Origin of the sequence: Synechococcus sp. CC9311, from assembly GCF_000014585.1 — a bacterium.
Classification (GTDB): Bacteria; Cyanobacteriota; Cyanobacteriia; order PCC-6307; family Cyanobiaceae; genus Synechococcus_C.
The window spans coordinates 2,395,386-2,414,641 of the sequence record NC_008319.1; the positions used below are offsets into that span (position 1 = coordinate 2,395,386).

Below are 19,256 nucleotides of genomic sequence, written 5' to 3' on the forward strand. Positions count from 1 at the left end.
AAAAAAAAGTGAGGTCGAAGACGTTCAGCTTTCGCCGCTATCGGCGTGCTGCTTGAGCGCTCTTGCAAGACCGGAGGGAACCTCGTTGACACCCACAGCAACCTTGGTGGTAACTGCGTTGATGGCGCCGGCGATCTGGGCCATGAGCACTTCCTTGGAAGGAAGCTCCCCAATAGCTTTGATCTCGTCCTGAGAGAGAAGCTTGCCTTCAAAAAGGCCGCCCTTTGTCTCAGATTTTTTTGTCTCTTTCTGAAAAGATTGAACAGCTTTAACTGCACCACCAACATCACCCTTAATCAGGACGAAAGCGTTGGTGCCATTCAGAAGAGAGTCGAGGCTTGACCAGACACTGTCACCATCAATGGCACGACGCATCAAGGTGTTTTTAGTCACCTTGCAAACGCCGTTGCTGGCCTGCAGACGAGTCCGCAAATCAGACATTTCTTTGATGGAGAGGCCCTGATAGTCCAGGACCAGTGCCATTTCGGCCTCGCCAAGAAGCTTTTTAAGCTCCTCGACGATCTGTTGCTTGCTCTCCAGAGTGCGGCCCATAGGGATTAGATCGGAGGAACAAGCTGGACACGCGGGCGTTTCGGGGCTCCCGAGGGAGACGAGGCCGCGTGTCGATCCAACCCAATGGGAAAAAATCGTCGCATTTTCCTCGGCAGGACTTATGAAACATGCTCAACGCCGTTGAGATGGAACAACCTGCTGTCTTAGGCCGGGCGCGTGCCCGTGGACTGGCAATAGCCAGTCCACAAATTTACATCACTGTGTTCAGCCTTCCTGCTCGATGTCCTGCAGCAAAGCGATATCAACTTCGACAGAAGGTCCCATCGTGGATGTGACATACAGGCTTTTCCAGTAACGACCTTTAGCGCCACTGGGCTTGTTGCGATCGATGGTTTCCTGCAAAGTCTTGAGGTTTTCCAGCAAGGCCTCAGCAGTAAAACTCGCTTTACCGAAGCGAACATGCACGATTCCGGTGCGGTCTGCACGAAATTCAAGCTTGCCTGCCTTGAATTCTTGAATCGCAGACGCCAGGTCGGTGGTAACCGTTCCCGCTTTTGGATTAGGCATCAAGCCACGTGGACCAAGAACACGGCCCAACTTGGCAACCTTCGGCATCATGTCTGGGGTCGCAATGAGAAGGTCGAAATTCATTTCGCCCTTGGAGATGGCCTCCACAAGGTCCTCATCACCCGAAAGTTCAGCGCCGGCGGCCTTGGCCTCAGCAACTTTTTCACCGCGGGTAATCACCGCGATACGAACGGTTTGCCCCGTTCCCTGAGGGAGAGCCACCGTTGTACGCAGCTGCTGGTCGGTGTATTTGGGATCGATACCAAGGCGCACATGCGCCTCCATCGTTTCGTCGAATTTGGCTGTGGCGTTCTCTTTCACCAACTGAATGGCTTCAAGAGGCTGATAGGCACGGTCCTCGATTTTGGTAACGAGGCTGGCCAGGCGTTTGGAAAGTTTTGGCATGACAGGTATGGGGTTCAAGCGACGCTGAGGCCTCCCCCGAAATCAGTGAACGGAACAAACAATGAACGCAGAGCGTTCAGTCGCTAATGGCAACACCCATGTTGCGGGCGGTACCTTCAATGACGCGCATCGCCGACTCAACACTGGTGCAGTTGAGGTCGGGAAGCTTGGTCTTGGCGATCTCCTCAAGCTGGGAGCGATTGATGGAGCCAACACTGCCCTTTGCGGACTCACCGGAACCCTTTTGAATTCCAGCGGCCTTGGTAATCAGAACCGAGGCAGGCGGGGTTTTCGTAATGAAGGTGAAACTGCGGTCTTCAAAAACCGAAATCTCAACCGGTATCACGTATCCGGCCTTGTCCTGGGTACGAGCGTTGTACTCCTTGCAGAACGCCATGATGTTGACCCCATGCTGACCGAGGGCAGGGCCCACCGGTGGTGCGGGGTTGGCTTTGCCGGCCTGAAGGGCCAGCTTGATCACAGCTACGACTTTCTTGGCCATCGGCAAGCGGAGTTAAACATCTGCGGATCACCAACCCCGGGGGGCGGTACGGCGAAATGGCGGACCATCTCTAAGGCCGTCCTCCGCAGGAGACGGCCGCCGAATCAATCAGTTCTGTTTACTGATCTGAGAGAACTCAAGTTCGACCGGAGTTTCTCGACCGAAGATCGACAACAACGCTTTGAGCTTGCTGCGTTCTCCAGACACCTCAATCACCTCGCCTTGGAAGTCTTTGAAAGGACCGGCGGTCACCAAGATTTGATCGCCCTCTGCGAGATCGACTTTGACAACGGTCTTCTTCTCGGCTGCGCGCTTGAAAATACGATCCACCTCCTGACGACTCAGGGGACGGGGCTTGATATGGCCACGGGCCTTACCCGTGGCACGACGGTCTTCTGCACCAACAAAATTGATGACGTTTGGCGTGCTTCTCACCGCCATCATTGTGTCTTCGTCCAGGACCATCCTGACCAGCACGTAACCCGGGAACACCTTCTCCTCGGTTGATTGACGACTGCCGTCTTTTTTGACTTTGACCGCCGGCGTCTCAGGAATTTCGATCTCAAGAATGCGATTACTGACCCCAAGCGTGACGGCGCGCTGCTCAAGGGTGGCCTTCACCTTTTTCTCACAGCTTGAGGCCACCTGCACCGCGTACCAACGGGCGACAGATGTGCGTGCAGGCATCGACTCAAGCGTGCCGACCTCTCCCTCATTGGGTGCTGGCAGATCAAGCACCTCGGTGCTCTCCTGCTGGGTGGTATCGAGGTCAGACACGGATGCGGACGAACAATTGGGACAAATGCGATCTGTTGTAAGAGCAACAGATCAACGGAACACCTGAGAGGCGGCCCAACCGTAAAAACGGCTGAGGGCTGAAATGGCAGCGGCCGAGAGGCTCACCATCAAGATCACAGCCACTGATTCACTGAACAGTTGCTGGCGACTGGGCCAGACCACCAGCTTCAGCTCTTCGAAAGTGGCAGCCAAAAAACCACCCCTCCGGCCTGTTTCAGCCGGTGTTTGTGGGGAAACTGTTTCGGTGTCCTCGGAAGTAGGGCTGGTCACGAATCTTGCGATGCCGGAACTGACGCCGGTGCCTTGGGCACGTGACGGCAAACAAGCATCCTACTGGACGCTTATCAACACATCATTCAGCCTCGAATCGAAACGGTTCTGACGAGGTGACGCCTGAATACACCCGAACCGCCTGAGCCCCCTTAAACCGCTCTTCAAGCAATTCGGTCGCCAGCGGATTTTCAACGCGCCGGCGCAGGACTCGACGCAATGGTCTGGCGCCATATTCGGGTTCATAGCCCAAGGTCGCCAGATCATGCGCCACCGCATCATCCACACGCAGTTCAAGTCCTTGTTCAGAGAGCAAGTGCGCTAAATCGGCAAGCTGCAAACGCACAATCCTTTCCAGGTCTTCCACACCAAGGGGACGGAAGCGAACCACTTCATCGATCCGATTCAAAAATTCTGGTCTGAAATGGTGGGCCAACGCATCGTCCACGGCGGTATTGAGCGCCTGAGCGGCACCGGCCTCATCACCCGATTGCGCTTGTCGGGCCGAATCGAGAATGGCTCTACTGGCCAGATTGCTGGTCATCACCACCACGGTGTGGCGGAAGTCAACGGTCCTGCCCTGCGAGTCGGTGAGACGTCCATCGTCAAGAACTTGGAGCAGCACGTTGAACACATCCGGATGAGCTTTCTCCACCTCATCCAGAAGCAACAGCGCATAGGGGCGACGCCGAACAGCCTCGGTGAGTTGGCCGCCCTCCTCGTAGCCCACATACCCCGGAGGCGCACCAAGCAAGCGCGCCACCGCATTGCGCTCCATGAACTCACTCATGTCGAGACGAACGAGTGCCTCGTCCTCGTCGAACAACAGAGCCCCAAGCGCTTTTGCCAACTCGGTCTTACCCACACCTGTTGGCCCTAAAAACAAGAATGAACCCACCGGACGGCGTGGATCTTTCATGCCAGCACGGGCACGACGAATGGCCGCTGCCACAGCCTGGACCGCTTCTGGCTGGCCAATCACCCGTTCATCCAGACGCTGCTCAAGTTCCAACAGCTTTTGACGCTCACCAGCAAGAAGGCGCTGGATCGGAATCCCAGTCCAACGGGCCACCACATCCGCAATATCAGCCGCTTCCACCTGTTCTCGCAACAGGGCAGACCCTTCCTCCTGTGCCTCATTCAGCGACTGTTCAAGATCAGCGCGGCGTTGCTGTACGCGGTGCAACTGGTCGTACTGAAGACGGGCGGCCTCTTCCAAATTTCCGTCCCGTTCTGCTTCGGCAATCGCATGGCGAAGGTCTTCATCTTCCTGTAACAACTGACGCAACTCCTCCAGCTGCTCTCGTTCCGCCTGCCAACGCTCCCGGAGCTGACTCAGCCGGTCAGACGCCTCAAGACGATTGCGCTGGAGCTGAACCCGTTCTCCTTCCGGCGCCTGCTCCGCAGCGAGAACCGCTAGCTCCACTCGGCGTAGATCAGCCTCTGCATCCTCCACCACCTGAGGCTTGGACGTCACGTCCATTTTCAACTGAGCGGCAGCTTCATCGATCAAATCGATCGCCTTATCCGGCAAACACCGATCACTGATGTAGCGATCCGCCAACCTTGCTGCCGCCATCACCGCCTCATCGGTGATGGTCACCCCGTGATGCAACTCATATCGCTCCTTCAATCCACGGAGGATCTCCACACTGAGTTCAATCGATGGCTCCTGAATCGGCACCTTCTGAAAGCGCCTGTTTAAAGCCGGATCCTTTTCCACGGTGCGGCGATAGTCCTCTGGAGTGGTGGCGGCAATACAACGCAACTCCCCTCGTGCCAGGGCTGGTTTCAGCAAACTGGCCGCATCAGCACTGGATCGATCGCTGTTCACCACGGTGTGAAGTTCATCAATGAACAGCACAACGGCCGCTTCCGGATCGCTCACCTCATCGAGAACGGCACGAAGACGTTCCTCGAACTGACCGCGGAACTTGGCTCCAGCGATCAAGGCACCACCATCGAGGGCAACAAGCCGCAAGCCCTGCAGAGACTCGGGCACCTCACCAGCAACGATCCGTTGCGCCAGGAGCTCTGCGACCGCGGTCTTACCCACGCCAGGCGCACCAATCAAAACAGGGTTGTTTTTGCCGCGTCGCGACAGCACTTTGATCAAGCTGCGAATCTCGCCGTCCCTCCCGATCACTGGATCAAGCAGTCCAGCGGCCGCAGCAGCCGTGAGGTCGCGACCGTAGCTCTCCAACGCAGTCGGCTCGCTGATCAGCTCAACAGAGCGCTCCATCCCCTCGCCCTGCTGCTGAAGGGATGCAACCGTTTGACCTTGCTGAAACTGAACTGAAGGCTGCTGAACTTGAGGCTGCTGCGCTGGAGGCTGCTGCGCTGGAGGTTGCTGCGCGGTTGGCATTGGCGCAGGAACAGCGGAGGCTGAGGGAGATCGAGGCCTTGGTGAAGGAGGCGCGACCACGCTCGAAGGTGAGCGATCGGGAGCACGGGTCAGCTCTGCTTCAAGCAGATCGGCGGGCAGTCCAAATTGAGCAAACAACTCTGCACCGACGCGAGGGTCGCGCCCCATCGCGATCAAGAGATGGGACACATCGATCAAGCGGGAGCCCCAGAGTGAGCGCACCCGATCCGCCTCCTCCAACAAGGATTCGAGATCCTCTCCCACGAACAGATCCTCGCCGCGAGCCATGGGCTGCTCAGCCAGAAAGCCTTCGAGTTGATCAAGCAGCCGGTCAATCGGCAGTGGCAAGGCTCCAGCAACACGCCGATAGCGCTCGTCGCTAAAGAGCACCTGTAAAAGATGCTCAACATCGAGATCCTGATGACGCCAACGACGGGCCACATCTTGCCCAGACAGCAACAGCTCCCAAGCGTCGTCACTGAAGCGATCAGGCTCTGACGTCAGGCTGCTTACAGGCTCAAAGCTGGTGCGGGAGGTGGAAGTCATTGGGGTGAGGCGTAATTAGGCCGCGTCTGATCGGGAGGAAACCTGAATGAGTTCCACCTTGTAGCCATCTGGATCGTCAACGAAAGCAATCACGGTGTTGCCATGTTTCATCGGACCAGGCTCACGGACAACCCGCCCTCCCTTTTCTGCAATCGCAGTGCAAGCCGAATAGATGTCATCGAGACCAAGAGCAATGTGGCCATAACCATCACCAAGGGCATATTCCGCGGTGTCCCAGTTGTGGGTCAGCTCAAGAACGGTGTTGTCGCGCTCATCCCCATATCCCACAAACGCAAGCGTGAAGCGACCGGAGGGGTAATCCTTACGACGCAGCAGTTGCATACCCAAGACCTCGGTGTAGAAGCGGATTGATCGCTCCAAATCGCCCACTCTGAGCATGGTGTGAAGCATGCGCATGTTGCTGATTCCACCTGTTCTTTCCTCATGCTGCCAAAACACAAACAGACGTGGCAGGGGGCGTTCCATAGGATCTGTTCAGTCTTGTCTCCACCGCCCGTGCTCGATTCTCTCGATCTCGTCATCGACACCATCGTGGCCAGGGAGGTCTTGGATTCCCGTGGAAACCCCACGGTGGAAGCAGAGGTCTTGCTGGAAGGCGGTGCCAGTGGCCGCGCAATTGTTCCCAGTGGAGCCAGCACTGGCGCCCATGAAGCCCATGAGCTCAGGGACGGTGGCGACCGCTATATGGGTAAGGGCGTGACCAAGGCCGTGGATCACATCGAAGAGCGAATTGCGCCCGCGCTCTGCGGTCTGTCGGCTCTCGATCAGGGCAGCGTGGATGCAGCCATGCTCGAACTTGACGGCAGCGACAACAAATCCGGCCTAGGCGCCAATGCCATCCTCGCCGTGAGCATGGCAACGGCTCGCGCCGCTGCCAACGGGCTAGGCCTGCCTCTCTATCGCTATCTGGGAGGACCGATGGCAACGCTCCTTCCAGTGCCTTTGATGAATGTGATCAATGGGGGCGCCCATGCCGCCAACAACTTGGATTTCCAAGAATTCATGCTTGTTCCGCACGGCGCTCCCAATTTCAGAGAAGCGCTGCGGATGGGCACGGAAGTGTTCCACACCCTGAAGAACTTGCTCAGCGAACGAGGTATGAGCACCTCGGTGGGTGATGAGGGCGGCTTCGCTCCTGATCTCGGTAATGAAGAAGCCGGAGAAGTGCTGGTCCAGGCCATCGAAAAAGCTGGTTACAAGCCAGGTGAGCAAATTTCGCTTGCGCTCGACGTCGCGAGCACCGAGTTTTATAGCGATGGCCGCTACGCCTTCAGTGGGGGCAGTTATTCCAGTGCCGAGATGGTGGACCAGCTGGAGCAACTCGTGAATCGTTTCCCGATCATTTCGATTGAAGACGGATTAGCAGAAGACGACTGGGAGGGTTGGGCCCTACTCACCGAGCGCCTCGGCAAACGCGTACAGCTGGTTGGAGATGACCTGTTTGTCACCAATACCAAGCGCCTGCAACGCGGGATTGATGCCAATACCGCCAATTCGATCCTGATCAAAGTGAATCAAATCGGCTCACTGACCGAAACGCTTCAAGCCATCGACCTAGCCGGTCGGTCTGGTTACACCAGCGTGATTAGCCACCGAAGCGGAGAAACTGAAGACACAACCATTGCTGATTTAGCCGTCGCCACTCGCGCTGGCCAGATCAAAACTGGCTCGCTAAGCCGCAGCGAGCGTGTCGCTAAATACAACCAGCTTCTGCGGATTGAGGACGAGCTTGGCGATCAAGCGGTGTATGCCGGAGCAACCGGCCAGGGACCACGGGGTCGCGACTAACGCAAACCACCCCTTTTCCCTGTCACGGGACTCCAGCTGATCACAGGGTCACTGCTTGCGCGGCTGGCCCACGAGAGCTTTGCGCACCTCGATGGAGGGACTGCAGACAAGGTACAGACCAACGACTTAAGAAACATTTAGCGACTTCAATTTTCAACAGATAGCGGTGAGTTCGATCACGTCAGAGACAGTGAATTTAACCGCTATTCCCGCCTTGATTCAGCTGTCACAGTGAAAAACAAAAGCAATCACGAGTCGACCTGGCATTACAGGCTGAAGAAGGAATGGGACTGCATTGATGATGCCAACGCGTAAAACCTGGGAGCCACCAGCACGCTCAAGAACGACCGCTCAGAGACAAACAAGCTCAAATATTCGCCAACAGAGTCTTACGGGGCAAACTCAAATCATTCGCCCTAAAAGAAAAGAATATTCTTCAGGACGAACGATCAGTTCCTGACAAATTCTCAATCCGTCCATCCCGGCGAAGTTTCCCTTGCAGCTTCAACCAGCCCATCCCAACCGGAAGAGCCGCACCGAGGGGGAGCAATGCCCAGAGGGGTCTAGAGCTGGCACCCATCAAGGCCGCTGCCACCGCAAGGCCGCCAAGCAACACCGACTGACCGATCGAATGCTGCGCCGTCACCATTCTCCGGAACTGACGGTCTGATTCACCCATGCGGATCTGGAGTTGCAGATCCCCTTGTTCCAGCCGCTCCAGGCTTTCATCCAACCGACGAGGAATGCCTACAGCCCTTGAGCTCAGGGCTCCAACCTGACGCCCAAATTCATTCAAAAGATCATTGGAGCCAGATCCACTGGAAGTCATGAGCGGCAGCAGATAGGGCTTAGCAATCGCCACAAGGCTAAAGCCGGGGTCAAGACTTTTACCCACCCCTTCAAAGGTAGAAAGAGCACGCATCACAAAGATCAGCTCTACTGGCAAGCGGAACGGCTGCCCATACACCAACTCATAAAGATCGCCCGATAGTTTTTCAATCACGGAGCTACTGAACGGCGGAGTCAGCGCCTCCTTCAGCATGAGACGCACTAAGCGGCGCACCGGCCCCACATCAACACCCTTGGCGATCACTCCAGCCGCTTGCATCTCATCAACAAGAGCCGCAGCATCCCTCGCCGCGGCAGCTCTCACCATCCCCCCCAAACGCCTGCGTAAGCGCTCGGAGAGTTGTCCCATCATCCCGAAGTCGTAGTAAATGAGCGCTCCATCGGTCGCCACCGCCAAATTTCCTGGATGGGGATCGGCATGAAAAAAGCCATAACGCACGAGCTGCTGCAGGTAGCTAGCCGAGCCGATCTCCGCCACTTTGGAGGGATCAATACCAGCCTCTTGAAGAGCCGCACGATCGTTGATTTTGATCCCTGGTAAATAGTCGAGACACAGCACACGCCTGGTGCTGAGCTCCCAGATCACCCCAGGCACGCGGATGTTCGAATCATCCAGGAACTGCTGTCGAAACCTGGCTGCGTTCTGTGCTTCAAGACGAAAATCAAGCTCTCGGAGCAACACTCGTCTGCATTCCTGCGCCATTGCCACCCAATCACGCCCACGTCCCCATTTGGGATGACGTTGAAGCACAGAGGCCACCTGCTGCATCACTTCAAGATCCAGCCGAAACACACTCTCCAATCCGGGGCGCTGAATCTTGAGCACCACCTGGCGACCACTGCGAAGACTCGCGCGATGCACCTGGGCCAAGGAAGCCGCTGCGATCGGTTGCTCGTCTAAGTCAATGATTTCTGCACAGCGGGCACCAAGCTCCTCTTCAAGAACAGACTGGGCACGGTCAAAGGAAAAGGAGGGAACACGGTCCTGCAGTGCCGCCAATTCAGAAACCCAACCTGCTGGCAAGACATCAGGCCGAGCCGACAACAACTGGCCAAGCTTGATGAACGCTGATCCAAGGTGAAGCAGCTCCTGCGTCAGCCACCGTGCACGCAATTGCTGGCGAGCTGCACGACGCTCCGGAGTTGAACCGCCCGGATAGCTAAAAGCTCTGGCATCCCACCACAGGAACAACAGCAAGGTCAGAACAGCACGCCAAATACGGAGTCCCCGGAATGCTCTACGCAGCAGGGCCTTCAAGCGACTGAACAGGATCACGACCGCTCCTCTATGCGAATCCCCAGTTCAGCGACCCTGGCTCGCACCTGATCAATCTTGGTTTGCAAGCTCTCCTCTTCAACGGCTGAAGCAGGAGATGACTCCTCATCCACGCCCCGTCCACCTCCTTCTCGCTCAAGCCTCTCTGCTTCCGCCTTCACCTCTTCCTGAAACAAGTCCCATTCCTGGCGCACGCGATCGGGTGCGTCTTGTACAAGCACAGCAAATCCAGCAGCAGCATCGGCCACGCCGTGACCCATCCGAGCGAGCACACGATGCATCGCCGCTCTGAGCAGAGCATCTCGGGAGGTCATGGCCATTCGTCTCAACCTTCAAACTGTGGCAGATTCAGCCCCCGATCAGCGACGTTCGCTCAAGGAGCAGGAGGCGCATCCACCGGAGTCACGAAAAGTTCAGGCTCAGCCCGTTCGGGTTCGGCAACGACGGACTCCACCATGACTGGAGCTTCAATCTGCTCTGGAGCGTCGGTCGGCTGGGCCAACTCAGGGACCTCTGTCGGCAATGCATTGGGTGCATCCAAAGGCAGCTCTGAGTCCAGCAACTCAGCGGGAGCTTCGGCTCCAAACACAGTCGATTCATTCAGCGTTGGAATGTCCTCAATCGGACGGGGTGCATTCACGGCGGCTTGCTGACTGCGATCACGCTCAATTGCTGCCGCAGCGATGCGCTCTGCTTCCTCTTTGGCTTTGCGCTGCTCCAATTCCTTAGCGAGCTTGGCTTGCTTCAGCTCGTTGGCCTGTTTAGACGCTTTCGCATCAATCAATTCTTTGGCTGCAACATCAGCCTCAAGAGAGCCGGTCTCTCCATAGCGCAGCCGTAGGCCCTCAAGGCTTTCCCCTGGGAAGGCCCGTGCTCTAAAAGACTGAGGATCTGATTGCTCCAAGCCAGATCGAATCAAAACAATGCGCTGTGTGATGCCATAGCCGAGCGCGAAGCACGCCCCTGCAACCAACGGGCCAACCCAGAAGCGCGGACGAGTCGGACGCTTGGGCTTCAACGTGGAGGCATTGGTCTCAGCGGGCATTTACAGGTCCTCCTCAGCTCAACCATCCTCGCAGCGCTGTCCAGACCTCAGGTGGTGTAGTCGGCATTGATGCGAACGTACTGGTCGGAAAGATCACATCCCCAGGCGATTCCCTGACCTGCACCATCACCAAGAGACAGACGAATCTGAACCGTGTCATCCACGAGATAACGACTACAAGCGCGTTCACTGAGATACGCCGACGCTGCCGCACGGTCGAAAAGCAGTGGCTGACCTGCTGACATCAGCTGATGGGGGCCAATCCAAAGAGCCACCGCATCGGCAGAAAATGGAACACCAGCACGACCAGCTGCCGCCACGATCCGTCCCCAATTGGGATCCCTTCCATGAACTGCAGTTTTAACCAACGACGACCCACAAATCGTGCGCGCGATCTTTCGAGCCTCAGCCTCTGAATCAGTGCCCTCCACCTGGACTTCTATCAGGCAGGTGGCCCCCTCCCCATCCCGAGCAATCGAGCGCGCCAAATACTGGGCGACCAACGTCACCCCCTCCTCCAGTTCAGCGAACTGATTTGCTGGCAGCAGATCACCTGCCGCAAATGCCAAGAAGGTGTCATTGGTGCTGGTGTCGCCATCCACGGTGATGGAATTAAACGAACGATCCACGGCACGGCGCACTATCTCCTGCCACAGGTCACAGGGAACAGCGGCATCACAGGTGAGATAACCAAGCATCGTGGCCATGTTTGGGTGAATCATCCCGGACCCCTTCGCCATCCCACCTATCCGCACCCTTCGCCCACCGAGATCCGCCTCAAATGCAACCTGCTTCTCCACTAAATCCGTGGTCAGGATGGCCTGAGCAGCTGCAGCGCCACCCTCCGGAGATAAAGCACTCACCAGAGAGTCCACAGCGGCAAGAAGAGGATCCATTGCGATCGGTACACCGATCACCCCGGTGGAGCAAATCAAGACTTCGTCCTGGGAGCAGCCCAAACGATCAGCAACTGCTTGGGTGATACGGAGGCTGTCGACCAGACCCCGATCGCCCGTACAAGCGTTGGCCTGCCCGGAATTGGTCACCACAGCACGAACGCGACCAGAAGCCACCTGCAGACGATCCGCACAAAGATCCACGCAGGCGGCGCGGACCACAGATGTTGTGAAGGTGCCAGCACACAAAGCTCCTTCTGGTGCCAGCAAAAGGGAGAGGTCAGGTTTTCTGGATGGCTTGAGGCCAGCGCTTAAGCCCGCCGCTTTGAAGCCAGTGGGAGTAGTGATTCCTCCAGAAATTGGAGACCAGATCACAGATTGCGTCATTGATCAGGATGCAAGGCCAACCGTGCCGCTCGTTCTACGTTTTTACGACGGCACCGCCCGGCTCAGAGAAAGTCTGCAAGGTCATACTTTCTAGGGATGAAGCCCTATCCCTTGAGTGGAGACAACCGTTGGCAAGGACTGCAACGGCGCATCGGCCTAACCGGTGGGATCGCTAGTGGCAAAACCAGCGTGGGACGTTTTCTAGAACAACAGGGCATTGCCGTTCTGGATGCAGATCTCTATGCCCATGAAGCTTTGGCTCCGGGGACTCCGGCGGCTAGTGCGGTGCTAGAGCGCTACGGCGTAAAAGTACAGAGCGAGCTCGGTGAAGGCCTGGACCGTGCGGCACTCGGCTCCATCGTGTTCAGCGATCCACAAGAACGGACCTGGCTAGAAAGTCAAGTGCACCCTTTCGTGCGAGAACGTTTCGATCGGGAGCTTCAGAAGCACGCTGAGGAGAATCCGGTGGCTTTGATGATCCCTCTGCTATTTGAAGCCAAGCTTGAGAACCTTTGTTCGGAGATTTGGGTTGTGTACTGCACGCCAATGCAGCAAAGACAACGACTAATGCTGCGCAATCAGCTCAATCTTGAGGACGCAGAACAACGCATCAGAGCCCAATGGCCTATTGATCGCAAAAGTGAACTTGCTGACTATGTCGTTAACAACGGCGGCGTGCCATGGAGCTGGACGCCACAGGTCAATGAGCTCCTAAAACAAACTTCGCCGCTTTATTAATCAGCGCAACCCAACCAAAAACAGAGCGCAGCTAATTATATTCCAAACCCAAGGAAAAAGCTCCACAGAGAGAGACAAAATACCGACAAATCATGAACATCAAGCCTTACACCTCAGTCGGACCTTGTCACATCACATGTCTTGACCAATCCACAAAAACCTCACTACGTTTCAAAGTCTCCAAGCACCAATTGACCATGAAACGGTTGGTTTTCTCACTGGGATGGTCAGCGTTGCTGGTACTCACGACGCAATCTGCACAGAGCCAGCCAATTGAATATCAATGCTTCGAAAGGAGTACGCGACGTCCTGTAGCAGCAAGTCTTGTCGACCTCAGCACGCCTGAGGTGAGCTGCGAGCCCACCACTTTGAAAACCCCAAGCTTTGCAACCACCGAGCAAGTAAGCGGCGCCAAACAGAACCTGCCTCCTTCAGATCCAGAGGTCAGCTCCGGCCCCAGCCCTTACGCCAAGATCACCCCCGATCCAAAATCCGTGAAACTGTTTGTACGCGACAAACCCCTCGCGGCAAGGCGTGCCCTAAATCTGGCTAGAGGGGCAGCAATCCGGCTAAACGGCGGACTGAGGGTCTATCGGCCGGGAAGCTGCATGTATGCCAGTGCAACCAACAATCCGTGCCTAATCCATGCGGGTCCAGAAGGCTTTGAATTCAGCGTCCCCGGAGGATCAACCGGCTGGGAGCAGACCGGAGAAAACCCAACCGTGACAACGCGGATCCTGGTCGCAGCCGATGGCCGTGCATTACTACAGAGCGAACAATTAGAAGCCGTTATCCCTTGAGCTTTTGGCTGAGAATCTGATTGGCAAGTTTTGGATCAGCCTTCCCACCGGTCTTTTTCATCAGCTGGCCAACAAAGAAGCCCTGCAGTTTGTTTTTGCCCCCACGAAATGCCTCTACCTCATCAGGGTGAGCCGCTAAGAGCTCTTCCACGATCGCGGTGATCGCCGCAGGATCACTGATCATCCCCAGTCCACGTTCATCCACAATCGCCTTAGGAGAACCACCCTTTTCCAGAAGCTCGGGGAGAATCTCCTTTGCGATCTTGCCGCTGATCTTGCCGCCATCAATCAGCTTGACCATCTCCGCGAGCTGTTCAGGACGAAAGGCCAATTCAGCGAAGGTCAGGCGATTGCTGTTGACGTAAGCCGCAATATCACCCGTAATCCAATTCGCTGAAAGCTTGGCGTCTGCCCCGTCAGCCACGACGGATTCGAAATACTGCGCCATTGAACGTTCGTCCGTCAGCACACGCGCGTCGTACTGCGATAGCCCAAGAGCATCGGCATAACGATGACGCTTGGCCGATGGCAGCTCAGGCAATTCACTCCTCCAAGCTTCTCGCTGAGCAACGCTCACCTCAATCGGGCCAAGATCCGGATCGGGGAAATAGCGGTAATCGCTTGCTCCCTCTTTGCTTCGCATGCTCTTGGTGAGCTGTTTGCTCTCGTCCCAGAGGCGCGTTTCCTGAACGATCGGCTCTCCGGTTTCGTAGGCCTTGATCTGACGCTGAATCTCGTAATCGCAGGCCTTCTGGATGGCAGAAAACGAATTCATGTTCTTGATCTCCACCTTCGTGCCGAAGGGTGCATCAGGCCCTCGACGCACGGAGATATTGACATCGCAGCGCAGGGAGCCCTCCTGCATATTTCCATCGCTCACACCCAAATAGCGCATGATCCGACGGATCTCAGAGGCATATTCAGCCGCTTCCCGGCCGCTGCGCAAATCGGGCTTGCTCACAATCTCGGCTAAAGCCACACCCGCTCGGTTGTAGTCCACCAACGAATGCGTAGAGCCCGCCAGGCGATCACTTCCGGCGTGCACCAACTTGCCGGCATCCTCCTCCATATGCAGGCGCTCGATTCCGATCTTTTTCAGATAGGTGTCTTTCCCTTTCTCTGCAACTTCCACCTCGATCCAACCTTCTTCTGCAATAGGTTGATCGTATTGAGTGATTTGATAGTTCTTAGGGAGGTCTGGATAGAAATATTGCTTGCGATCGAATTTGCAGTTCTCAGCAATATTTAGGTTCAGTCCCATCGAAGCCTTAACGGCGTACTCGAGCACTTTTTGATTCAACACTGGAAGCGTCCCAGGAAGACCACACACCACGGGATCGATATGGGTATTGGGGTCATCCCCGTAAGCAGTGGATGCGGAAGTAAAAATCTTGCTGTTGGTACCCAACTGCACATGGGTCTCAAGACCGATCACGGCCTCCCAAGCCAATTCCGTTGCTGCAGGTGCTGCCATCAGCTTTGAGCGTTATCAAACCACCCCAATCCTATGGAAGAGACGGAGACGCCATCCTGTTGAGAGAACTTCGGCGTGGTGAAGCTGCTGAATCAATCATGAGCAATGAGCAAGTGCTGATCCTTGGCGGCGGACTCATGGGCCTGGCAATCGCCCATCAACTGGCCCGGCGCGGACGTTCCGTGACCGTGCTGAGCCGGCGGCGGAACGAAGCCGCCGGGTTTGTCGCAGCTGGAATGCTGGCCCCCCACGCCGAAGGGTTGACTGGCGATCTCTTGCGACTTGGCCAACTGAGCCTGGAGCGGATTCCCCGCTGGGTGGCACAGATTGAAGCCGACAGTGCGCTTCCCTGCGGCCTGCGCGCCACAGGAATTGTTGTGCCCTTCGAGGATGCAAAGGAGCGAGATCGTTATGCGACCGCCGCCTTTGGCGAAGCCCTGAACAGAGAACGCCTCGAGCAGCTGCTACCTGGCATCGCACCGGCTTGGAAGGCCGGTCTGCTTTTTGACCAAGACGGGCAAATCGACAATCGCCGCCAACTCATGCGCGCCTTAGAGAGTGCTTGCGTAGACCGGGGCGTGAACTTTCAGGAAGGGGTTGAGGTTCTCAACCTGATGAAACATGACGGTCGCCTTCATGGCGTTCGAACCCGTGATTCAGAAGGACTGCTTTCGACTCTGAAATGCACAACGGCCGTTCTATGCAGCGGAGCCTGGAGTGCCCAGCTTCTTCCTGAATTGCCGGTGTTTCCAGTGAAGGGGCAGATGGTGTCTCTACAGACCCCAAGAGGCGCCCTGAGGCACGTGATCTTTGGGCCAGGCACCTATTTAGTCCCTCGGGAGGATGGTCTGGTGGTCGTAGGAGCCACCTCAGAACCAGAGGCTGGCTTCAATGAAGGGTTGACGCCCCAAGGGCAACAAAGTCTCAATCAAGGGATCGCTGCGCTGCTTCCCGATGCTGTGAACTGGCCACCGATGGAGCGTTGGTGGGGGTTTCGTCCCTGCACTCCGGACGAGGGCCCACTGCTGGGGCAAGGCCCAATCCCTGGGCTTTGGCTGGCCTGCGGCCATCACCGCAATGGCGTATTGCTAGCAGCAATTACAACAGAGCTGTTGGCTGACGCCATCACTAACCAAGCCACAGGCTCTGAAGCCAAAAGGATGCTTCATGCGTTCCGCTGGGACCGTTTTGGTGAGTAAGTCACTCAAAAAAGCCCCCGAGCAATCATCCCGAGGGCAAGCAAACAATCCTGAAACCGATGAGAGCAGAGCGCTCAGCCCTCGACGCGCCAGGTCTGATCAGAAGGCGTCCAATCGCTCAATTCAGAGGGATTGAACCAAAGCCCAATCTCAAATTCAGCAGTTTCTGGTGCATCAGAACCGTGAATCACATTGCGGCCAATGTTGATGGCCAAGTCGCCACGAATGGTGCCAGGCTCAGCCTCCAAAGGCTTAGTGGCGCCAATCATTTTGCGAGCGCTGGTGATCACGCCATCGCCCTCCCAAACCATGGCCACTACAGGCCCTGACGTGATGAAGTCCACCAAACCACCAAAAAAGGGGCGCTCTTTGTGCACTCCGTAGTGCTGTTCAGCCAGCTCACGGCTTGGGGTGAGCTGCTTCAGCCCCACCAGCTTGAAACCCTTACGCTCAAAGCGACCCAGGATCTCTCCCACAAGTCCACGTTGCACGCCGTCGGGTTTGATAGCAATAAAAGAGCGTTCGGCAGCCATAACGTTGAAAAAACCGTCGCCATCGTCAACGCCAGATGCCCTAATTGGCAAGCGCAAAACTGGCAATGGGGATGAAGCTCCTTAGATTTCCACCATCTGATTGATCTCCGTCCCCATGGTGCTCGCCGATTCCATCACCTGGACGGGGAGCGATAGCGCCCAGCTTTATGGGCTAGAGCGTTGGGGTGATCCTTATTTCTCAATCAATCCACGCGGGCATGTCAGCGTGCAGCCACGCGGAGACCGTGGCGGAAGCCTTGATCTGATGGAGCTGGTGGCTGGCCTGCAGGACCGCAGCCTTGGACTCCCCCTCCTGATCCGCTTCGACGACATCCTTGAAGACAGATTGGAACGCCTGCACGCTGCATTTGAACGGGCGGTTACTCGCTACGACTACGAGGGGCGTTATCAAGGCGTCTTCCCCGTGAAGTGCAACCAACAGCGCCACGTTGTGGAAGAGCTGGTGACCTGCGGAAGGCGCTGGCATTTCGGTTTAGAGGCAGGCAGCAAAGCCGAACTCCTGATCGCTCTCTCTTTGATGGACGACCCTGAGGCCCTCCTGATCTGTAACGGCTACAAAGATCAGCGCTACATCGAAACCGCGATTTTGGCCAGACGGCTTGGCCGAAGGCCTGTCGTGGTGATCGAACAACCGGACGAAGTGCAACGCATCATCGATGCAAGTCAGGAGCTTGGAGCCGCACCGCTCATTGGCATTCGCGCTCGGCTCTCCAGCCGAAGCACCGGACGTTGGGGTAGCTCTGTAGGGGATAAGGCGAAATTTGGGCTACCTGCTCCCGAAATCATTGGCGCAGTTGAGGCCCTACGGGACGCAAACCTCCTCAGCGAACTGCGCCTGCTTCATTTCCATGTAGGCAGCCAAATCAATGACATCGTCGTCGTCAAAGATGCCTTACAAGAAGCATCGCGCCTGTATGTGGAACTGCATGCCCTTGGTGCCCCGATGGGCTACTTGGATGTAGGAGGTGGTCTCGGAATCGACTACGACGGAAGTCGCACAGCCACGGCAGCCTCGACCAACTACTCCCTGCAGAACTACGCCAATGATGTTGTCGCAACCGTGAAAGAGGGGTGCGAACCCAACAACGTTCCCGTGCCAACGCTCATCAGCGAAAGCGGTCGAGCAATCGCGAGTCATTTCTCAGTGCTCGTATTCAACGTTCTCGGTAGCGGTGGCCTGCAACAACCAACACCTCCCATTGAACGAGATGAACCCCTGATCGTTCGCAATCTGCGCGAAACCCTTCAAGGCATCGAAGCCTTACCCACTGAAACTCCTGTTGACCCATCTCGCCTGCAAGAAGCCTGGAACGATGCGCTCAAGTTCAAAGAAGACGCTTTAGCAGCATTCCGGCTCGGCTATCTGAGCTTGAAAGAACGAAGCATGGCAGAACAACTCACCTGGGCATGCGCCAGGGCCTTGCTCGATCGTCTACACGATGTAGCAAAACTACCCGACGACCTCAAAACCCTGCCGGCTGTCTTGGCAGAGACCTACTACGCCAACCTTTCGATCTTTCGCTCCGCTCCAGATACCTGGGCCATCCAACAACTCTTCCCCGTGATGCCGCTGCATCGTCTCAACGAACAGCCCACACGTCTCGGACATTTCGCCGATTTAACCTGCGACTCCGACGGCAAGCTCAATCGTTTCATCAATGATGGACAAAACAAACCTCTCCTTGAACTCCATCAGCTCAAACTGAACGAGCCATATTTGATCGGCATGTTTTTAGGTGGTGCCTACCAAGAGGTAATGGGCAATCTGCACAATCTGTTCGGAAGCACCGATGCCGCTCACATTCGCCTGGCACCTGGTGGCGATTACCAAGTGGATCATGTTGTGCGTGGCGACACCAACGCCGACGTGCTGGAAATGATGGAACATGACCCAGATCAGCTGCTGGAACGGTTGCGCATGGCCAGTGAGAAAGCAATCAGCAGCGGACAGCTACGCATCAGCGAAGCAAGGCGGCTGATGGATCATCTCGAAATCAGTTTGCACCAGAGCACCTATTTACAAGGCTGAGCGAAGACTGTCAGTTCGACGATCTAGATCGCCTGCAACAAGTCCGGAAAATAGTTTCGAAGTACAAGTGAAATGTGTTTATCAGCGGTGAATGATCCATCGTCTGCCATAAACCCAGTACAAAGCAAAGTAGTAATGGAGACCCCTCAGTTTCATTGCGTTGAGCTGGGTCGAGGAAAGAAGAATGAATTGCACCAGGCTTATTCCAGCACGATCACTTGATTAGGAGAATGG

18 protein-coding genes are annotated in these 19,256 nt (G+C 56.2%); 5 read left to right on the top strand and 13 right to left on the bottom strand.

The window, feature by feature from the left end; genetic code table 11:
• Positions 1-24: 24 nt before the first annotated feature.
• The 7 genes from rplJ to gloA form a co-directional block, all read right to left on the bottom strand.
• The gene (rplJ, locus tag SYNC_RS12525) at positions 25-552 is read right to left on the bottom strand and encodes a 50S ribosomal protein L10 (RefSeq protein ID WP_011620617.1); all 528 of its coding nucleotides are present in this window, start codon (positions 550-552) and stop codon (positions 25-27) included.
• A 225-nt stretch (positions 553-777) separates the two neighbouring features.
• The gene (rplA, locus tag SYNC_RS12530; RefSeq protein ID WP_011620618.1) at positions 778-1,485 is read right to left on the bottom strand and encodes a 50S ribosomal protein L1; all 708 of its coding nucleotides are present in this window, start codon (positions 1,483-1,485) and stop codon (positions 778-780) included.
• A gap of 76 nt (positions 1,486-1,561) precedes the next feature.
• Positions 1,562-1,987, bottom strand: coding sequence for a 50S ribosomal protein L11 (rplK, locus tag SYNC_RS12535; RefSeq protein WP_011620619.1), 426 nt, complete (start codon positions 1,985-1,987; stop codon positions 1,562-1,564).
• A gap of 108 nt (positions 1,988-2,095) precedes the next feature.
• A complete protein-coding gene (nusG, locus tag SYNC_RS12540) occupies positions 2,096-2,764 on the bottom strand; it encodes a transcription termination/antitermination protein NusG (protein WP_041426776.1) in 669 nt (222 codons plus the stop codon).
• 51 nt (positions 2,765-2,815) lie between these two features.
• Entirely contained in the window at positions 2,816-3,055 is a 240-nt protein-coding gene (secE, locus tag SYNC_RS12545) for a preprotein translocase subunit SecE (RefSeq protein ID WP_011620621.1), read from the bottom strand.
• 82 nt (positions 3,056-3,137) lie between these two features.
• Entirely contained in the window at positions 3,138-5,966 is a 2,829-nt protein-coding gene (locus SYNC_RS12550) for an ATP-dependent Clp protease ATP-binding subunit (RefSeq protein WP_011620622.1), read from the bottom strand.
• Positions 5,967-5,981: 15 nt separating this feature from the next.
• The gene (gloA, locus tag SYNC_RS12555) at positions 5,982-6,383 is read right to left on the bottom strand and encodes a lactoylglutathione lyase (protein WP_041427141.1); all 402 of its coding nucleotides are present in this window, start codon (positions 6,381-6,383) and stop codon (positions 5,982-5,984) included.
• Positions 6,384-6,482: 99 nt separating this feature from the next.
• Between gloA and eno the strand changes: the two genes are divergently transcribed.
• Positions 6,483-7,775: a phosphopyruvate hydratase gene (gene eno, locus SYNC_RS12560; protein WP_011620624.1), complete on the top strand. Its 1,293-nt coding sequence runs from the start codon at positions 6,483-6,485 to the stop codon at positions 7,773-7,775.
• Positions 7,776-8,211: 436 nt separating this feature from the next.
• Here the strand turns inward: eno and SYNC_RS12565 are convergent, their stop codons facing one another.
• Genes SYNC_RS12565 through argJ form a run of 4 tightly spaced genes read right to left on the bottom strand, consistent with a single transcriptional unit; the run spans position 8,212 to position 12,228 of the window.
• Positions 8,212-9,900 (bottom strand): AarF/ABC1/UbiB kinase family protein, encoded by a 1,689-nt coding sequence (locus SYNC_RS12565; RefSeq protein WP_011620625.1) that lies wholly within the window; start codon positions 9,898-9,900, stop codon positions 8,212-8,214.
• Complete coding sequence (locus SYNC_RS12570) at positions 9,897-10,214, bottom strand: hypothetical protein (protein WP_011620626.1); 318 nt, start codon at positions 10,212-10,214, stop codon at positions 9,897-9,899. Before SYNC_RS12570 ends, SYNC_RS12565 begins: the two co-directional genes overlap by 4 nt.
• A gap of 59 nt (positions 10,215-10,273) precedes the next feature.
• Positions 10,274-10,945, bottom strand: coding sequence for a hypothetical protein (locus tag SYNC_RS12575; RefSeq protein WP_011620627.1), 672 nt, complete (start codon positions 10,943-10,945; stop codon positions 10,274-10,276).
• A gap of 47 nt (positions 10,946-10,992) precedes the next feature.
• Positions 10,993-12,228 (bottom strand): bifunctional glutamate N-acetyltransferase/amino-acid acetyltransferase ArgJ, encoded by a 1,236-nt coding sequence (gene argJ / locus SYNC_RS12580; RefSeq protein ID WP_011620628.1) that lies wholly within the window; start codon positions 12,226-12,228, stop codon positions 10,993-10,995.
• 96 nt (positions 12,229-12,324) lie between these two features.
• On the opposite strand from argJ, the gene coaE reads away from it, so the two are divergent.
• Both coaE and SYNC_RS14065 read left to right on the top strand, forming a co-directional pair.
• On the top strand, positions 12,325-12,966 hold the full coding sequence (gene coaE / locus SYNC_RS12585) for a dephospho-CoA kinase (RefSeq protein WP_049750367.1): 642 nt from the start codon (positions 12,325-12,327) through the stop codon (positions 12,964-12,966).
• A gap of 197 nt (positions 12,967-13,163) precedes the next feature.
• On the top strand, positions 13,164-13,766 hold the full coding sequence (locus SYNC_RS14065) for a hypothetical protein (RefSeq protein WP_237699231.1): 603 nt from the start codon (positions 13,164-13,166) through the stop codon (positions 13,764-13,766).
• Here SYNC_RS14065 and gatB read toward each other — a convergent pair.
• Complete coding sequence (gene gatB, locus SYNC_RS12595) at positions 13,756-15,240, bottom strand: Asp-tRNA(Asn)/Glu-tRNA(Gln) amidotransferase subunit GatB (protein ID WP_011620631.1); 1,485 nt, start codon at positions 15,238-15,240, stop codon at positions 13,756-13,758. The genes SYNC_RS14065 and gatB overlap by 11 nt on opposite strands.
• A 98-nt stretch (positions 15,241-15,338) precedes the next feature.
• Here gatB and thiO point away from each other — a divergent pair, with 98 nt between their 5' ends.
• Positions 15,339-16,439 carry a glycine oxidase ThiO gene (gene thiO / locus SYNC_RS12600; protein WP_041427144.1) on the top strand — a complete coding sequence of 367 codons (1,101 nt, stop codon included), beginning with the start codon at positions 15,339-15,341 and terminating at the stop codon, positions 16,437-16,439.
• 74 nt (positions 16,440-16,513) lie between these two features.
• Here the strand turns inward: thiO and ndk are convergent, their stop codons facing one another.
• On the bottom strand, positions 16,514-16,972 hold the full coding sequence (gene ndk, locus SYNC_RS12605; RefSeq protein ID WP_011620633.1) for a nucleoside-diphosphate kinase: 459 nt from the start codon (positions 16,970-16,972) through the stop codon (positions 16,514-16,516).
• A gap of 115 nt (positions 16,973-17,087) precedes the next feature.
• Here ndk and speA point away from each other — a divergent pair, with 115 nt between their 5' ends.
• Complete coding sequence (gene speA, locus SYNC_RS12610) at positions 17,088-19,022, top strand: biosynthetic arginine decarboxylase (RefSeq protein ID WP_011620634.1); 1,935 nt, start codon at positions 17,088-17,090, stop codon at positions 19,020-19,022.
• Positions 19,023-19,256 lie beyond the last annotated feature (234 nt).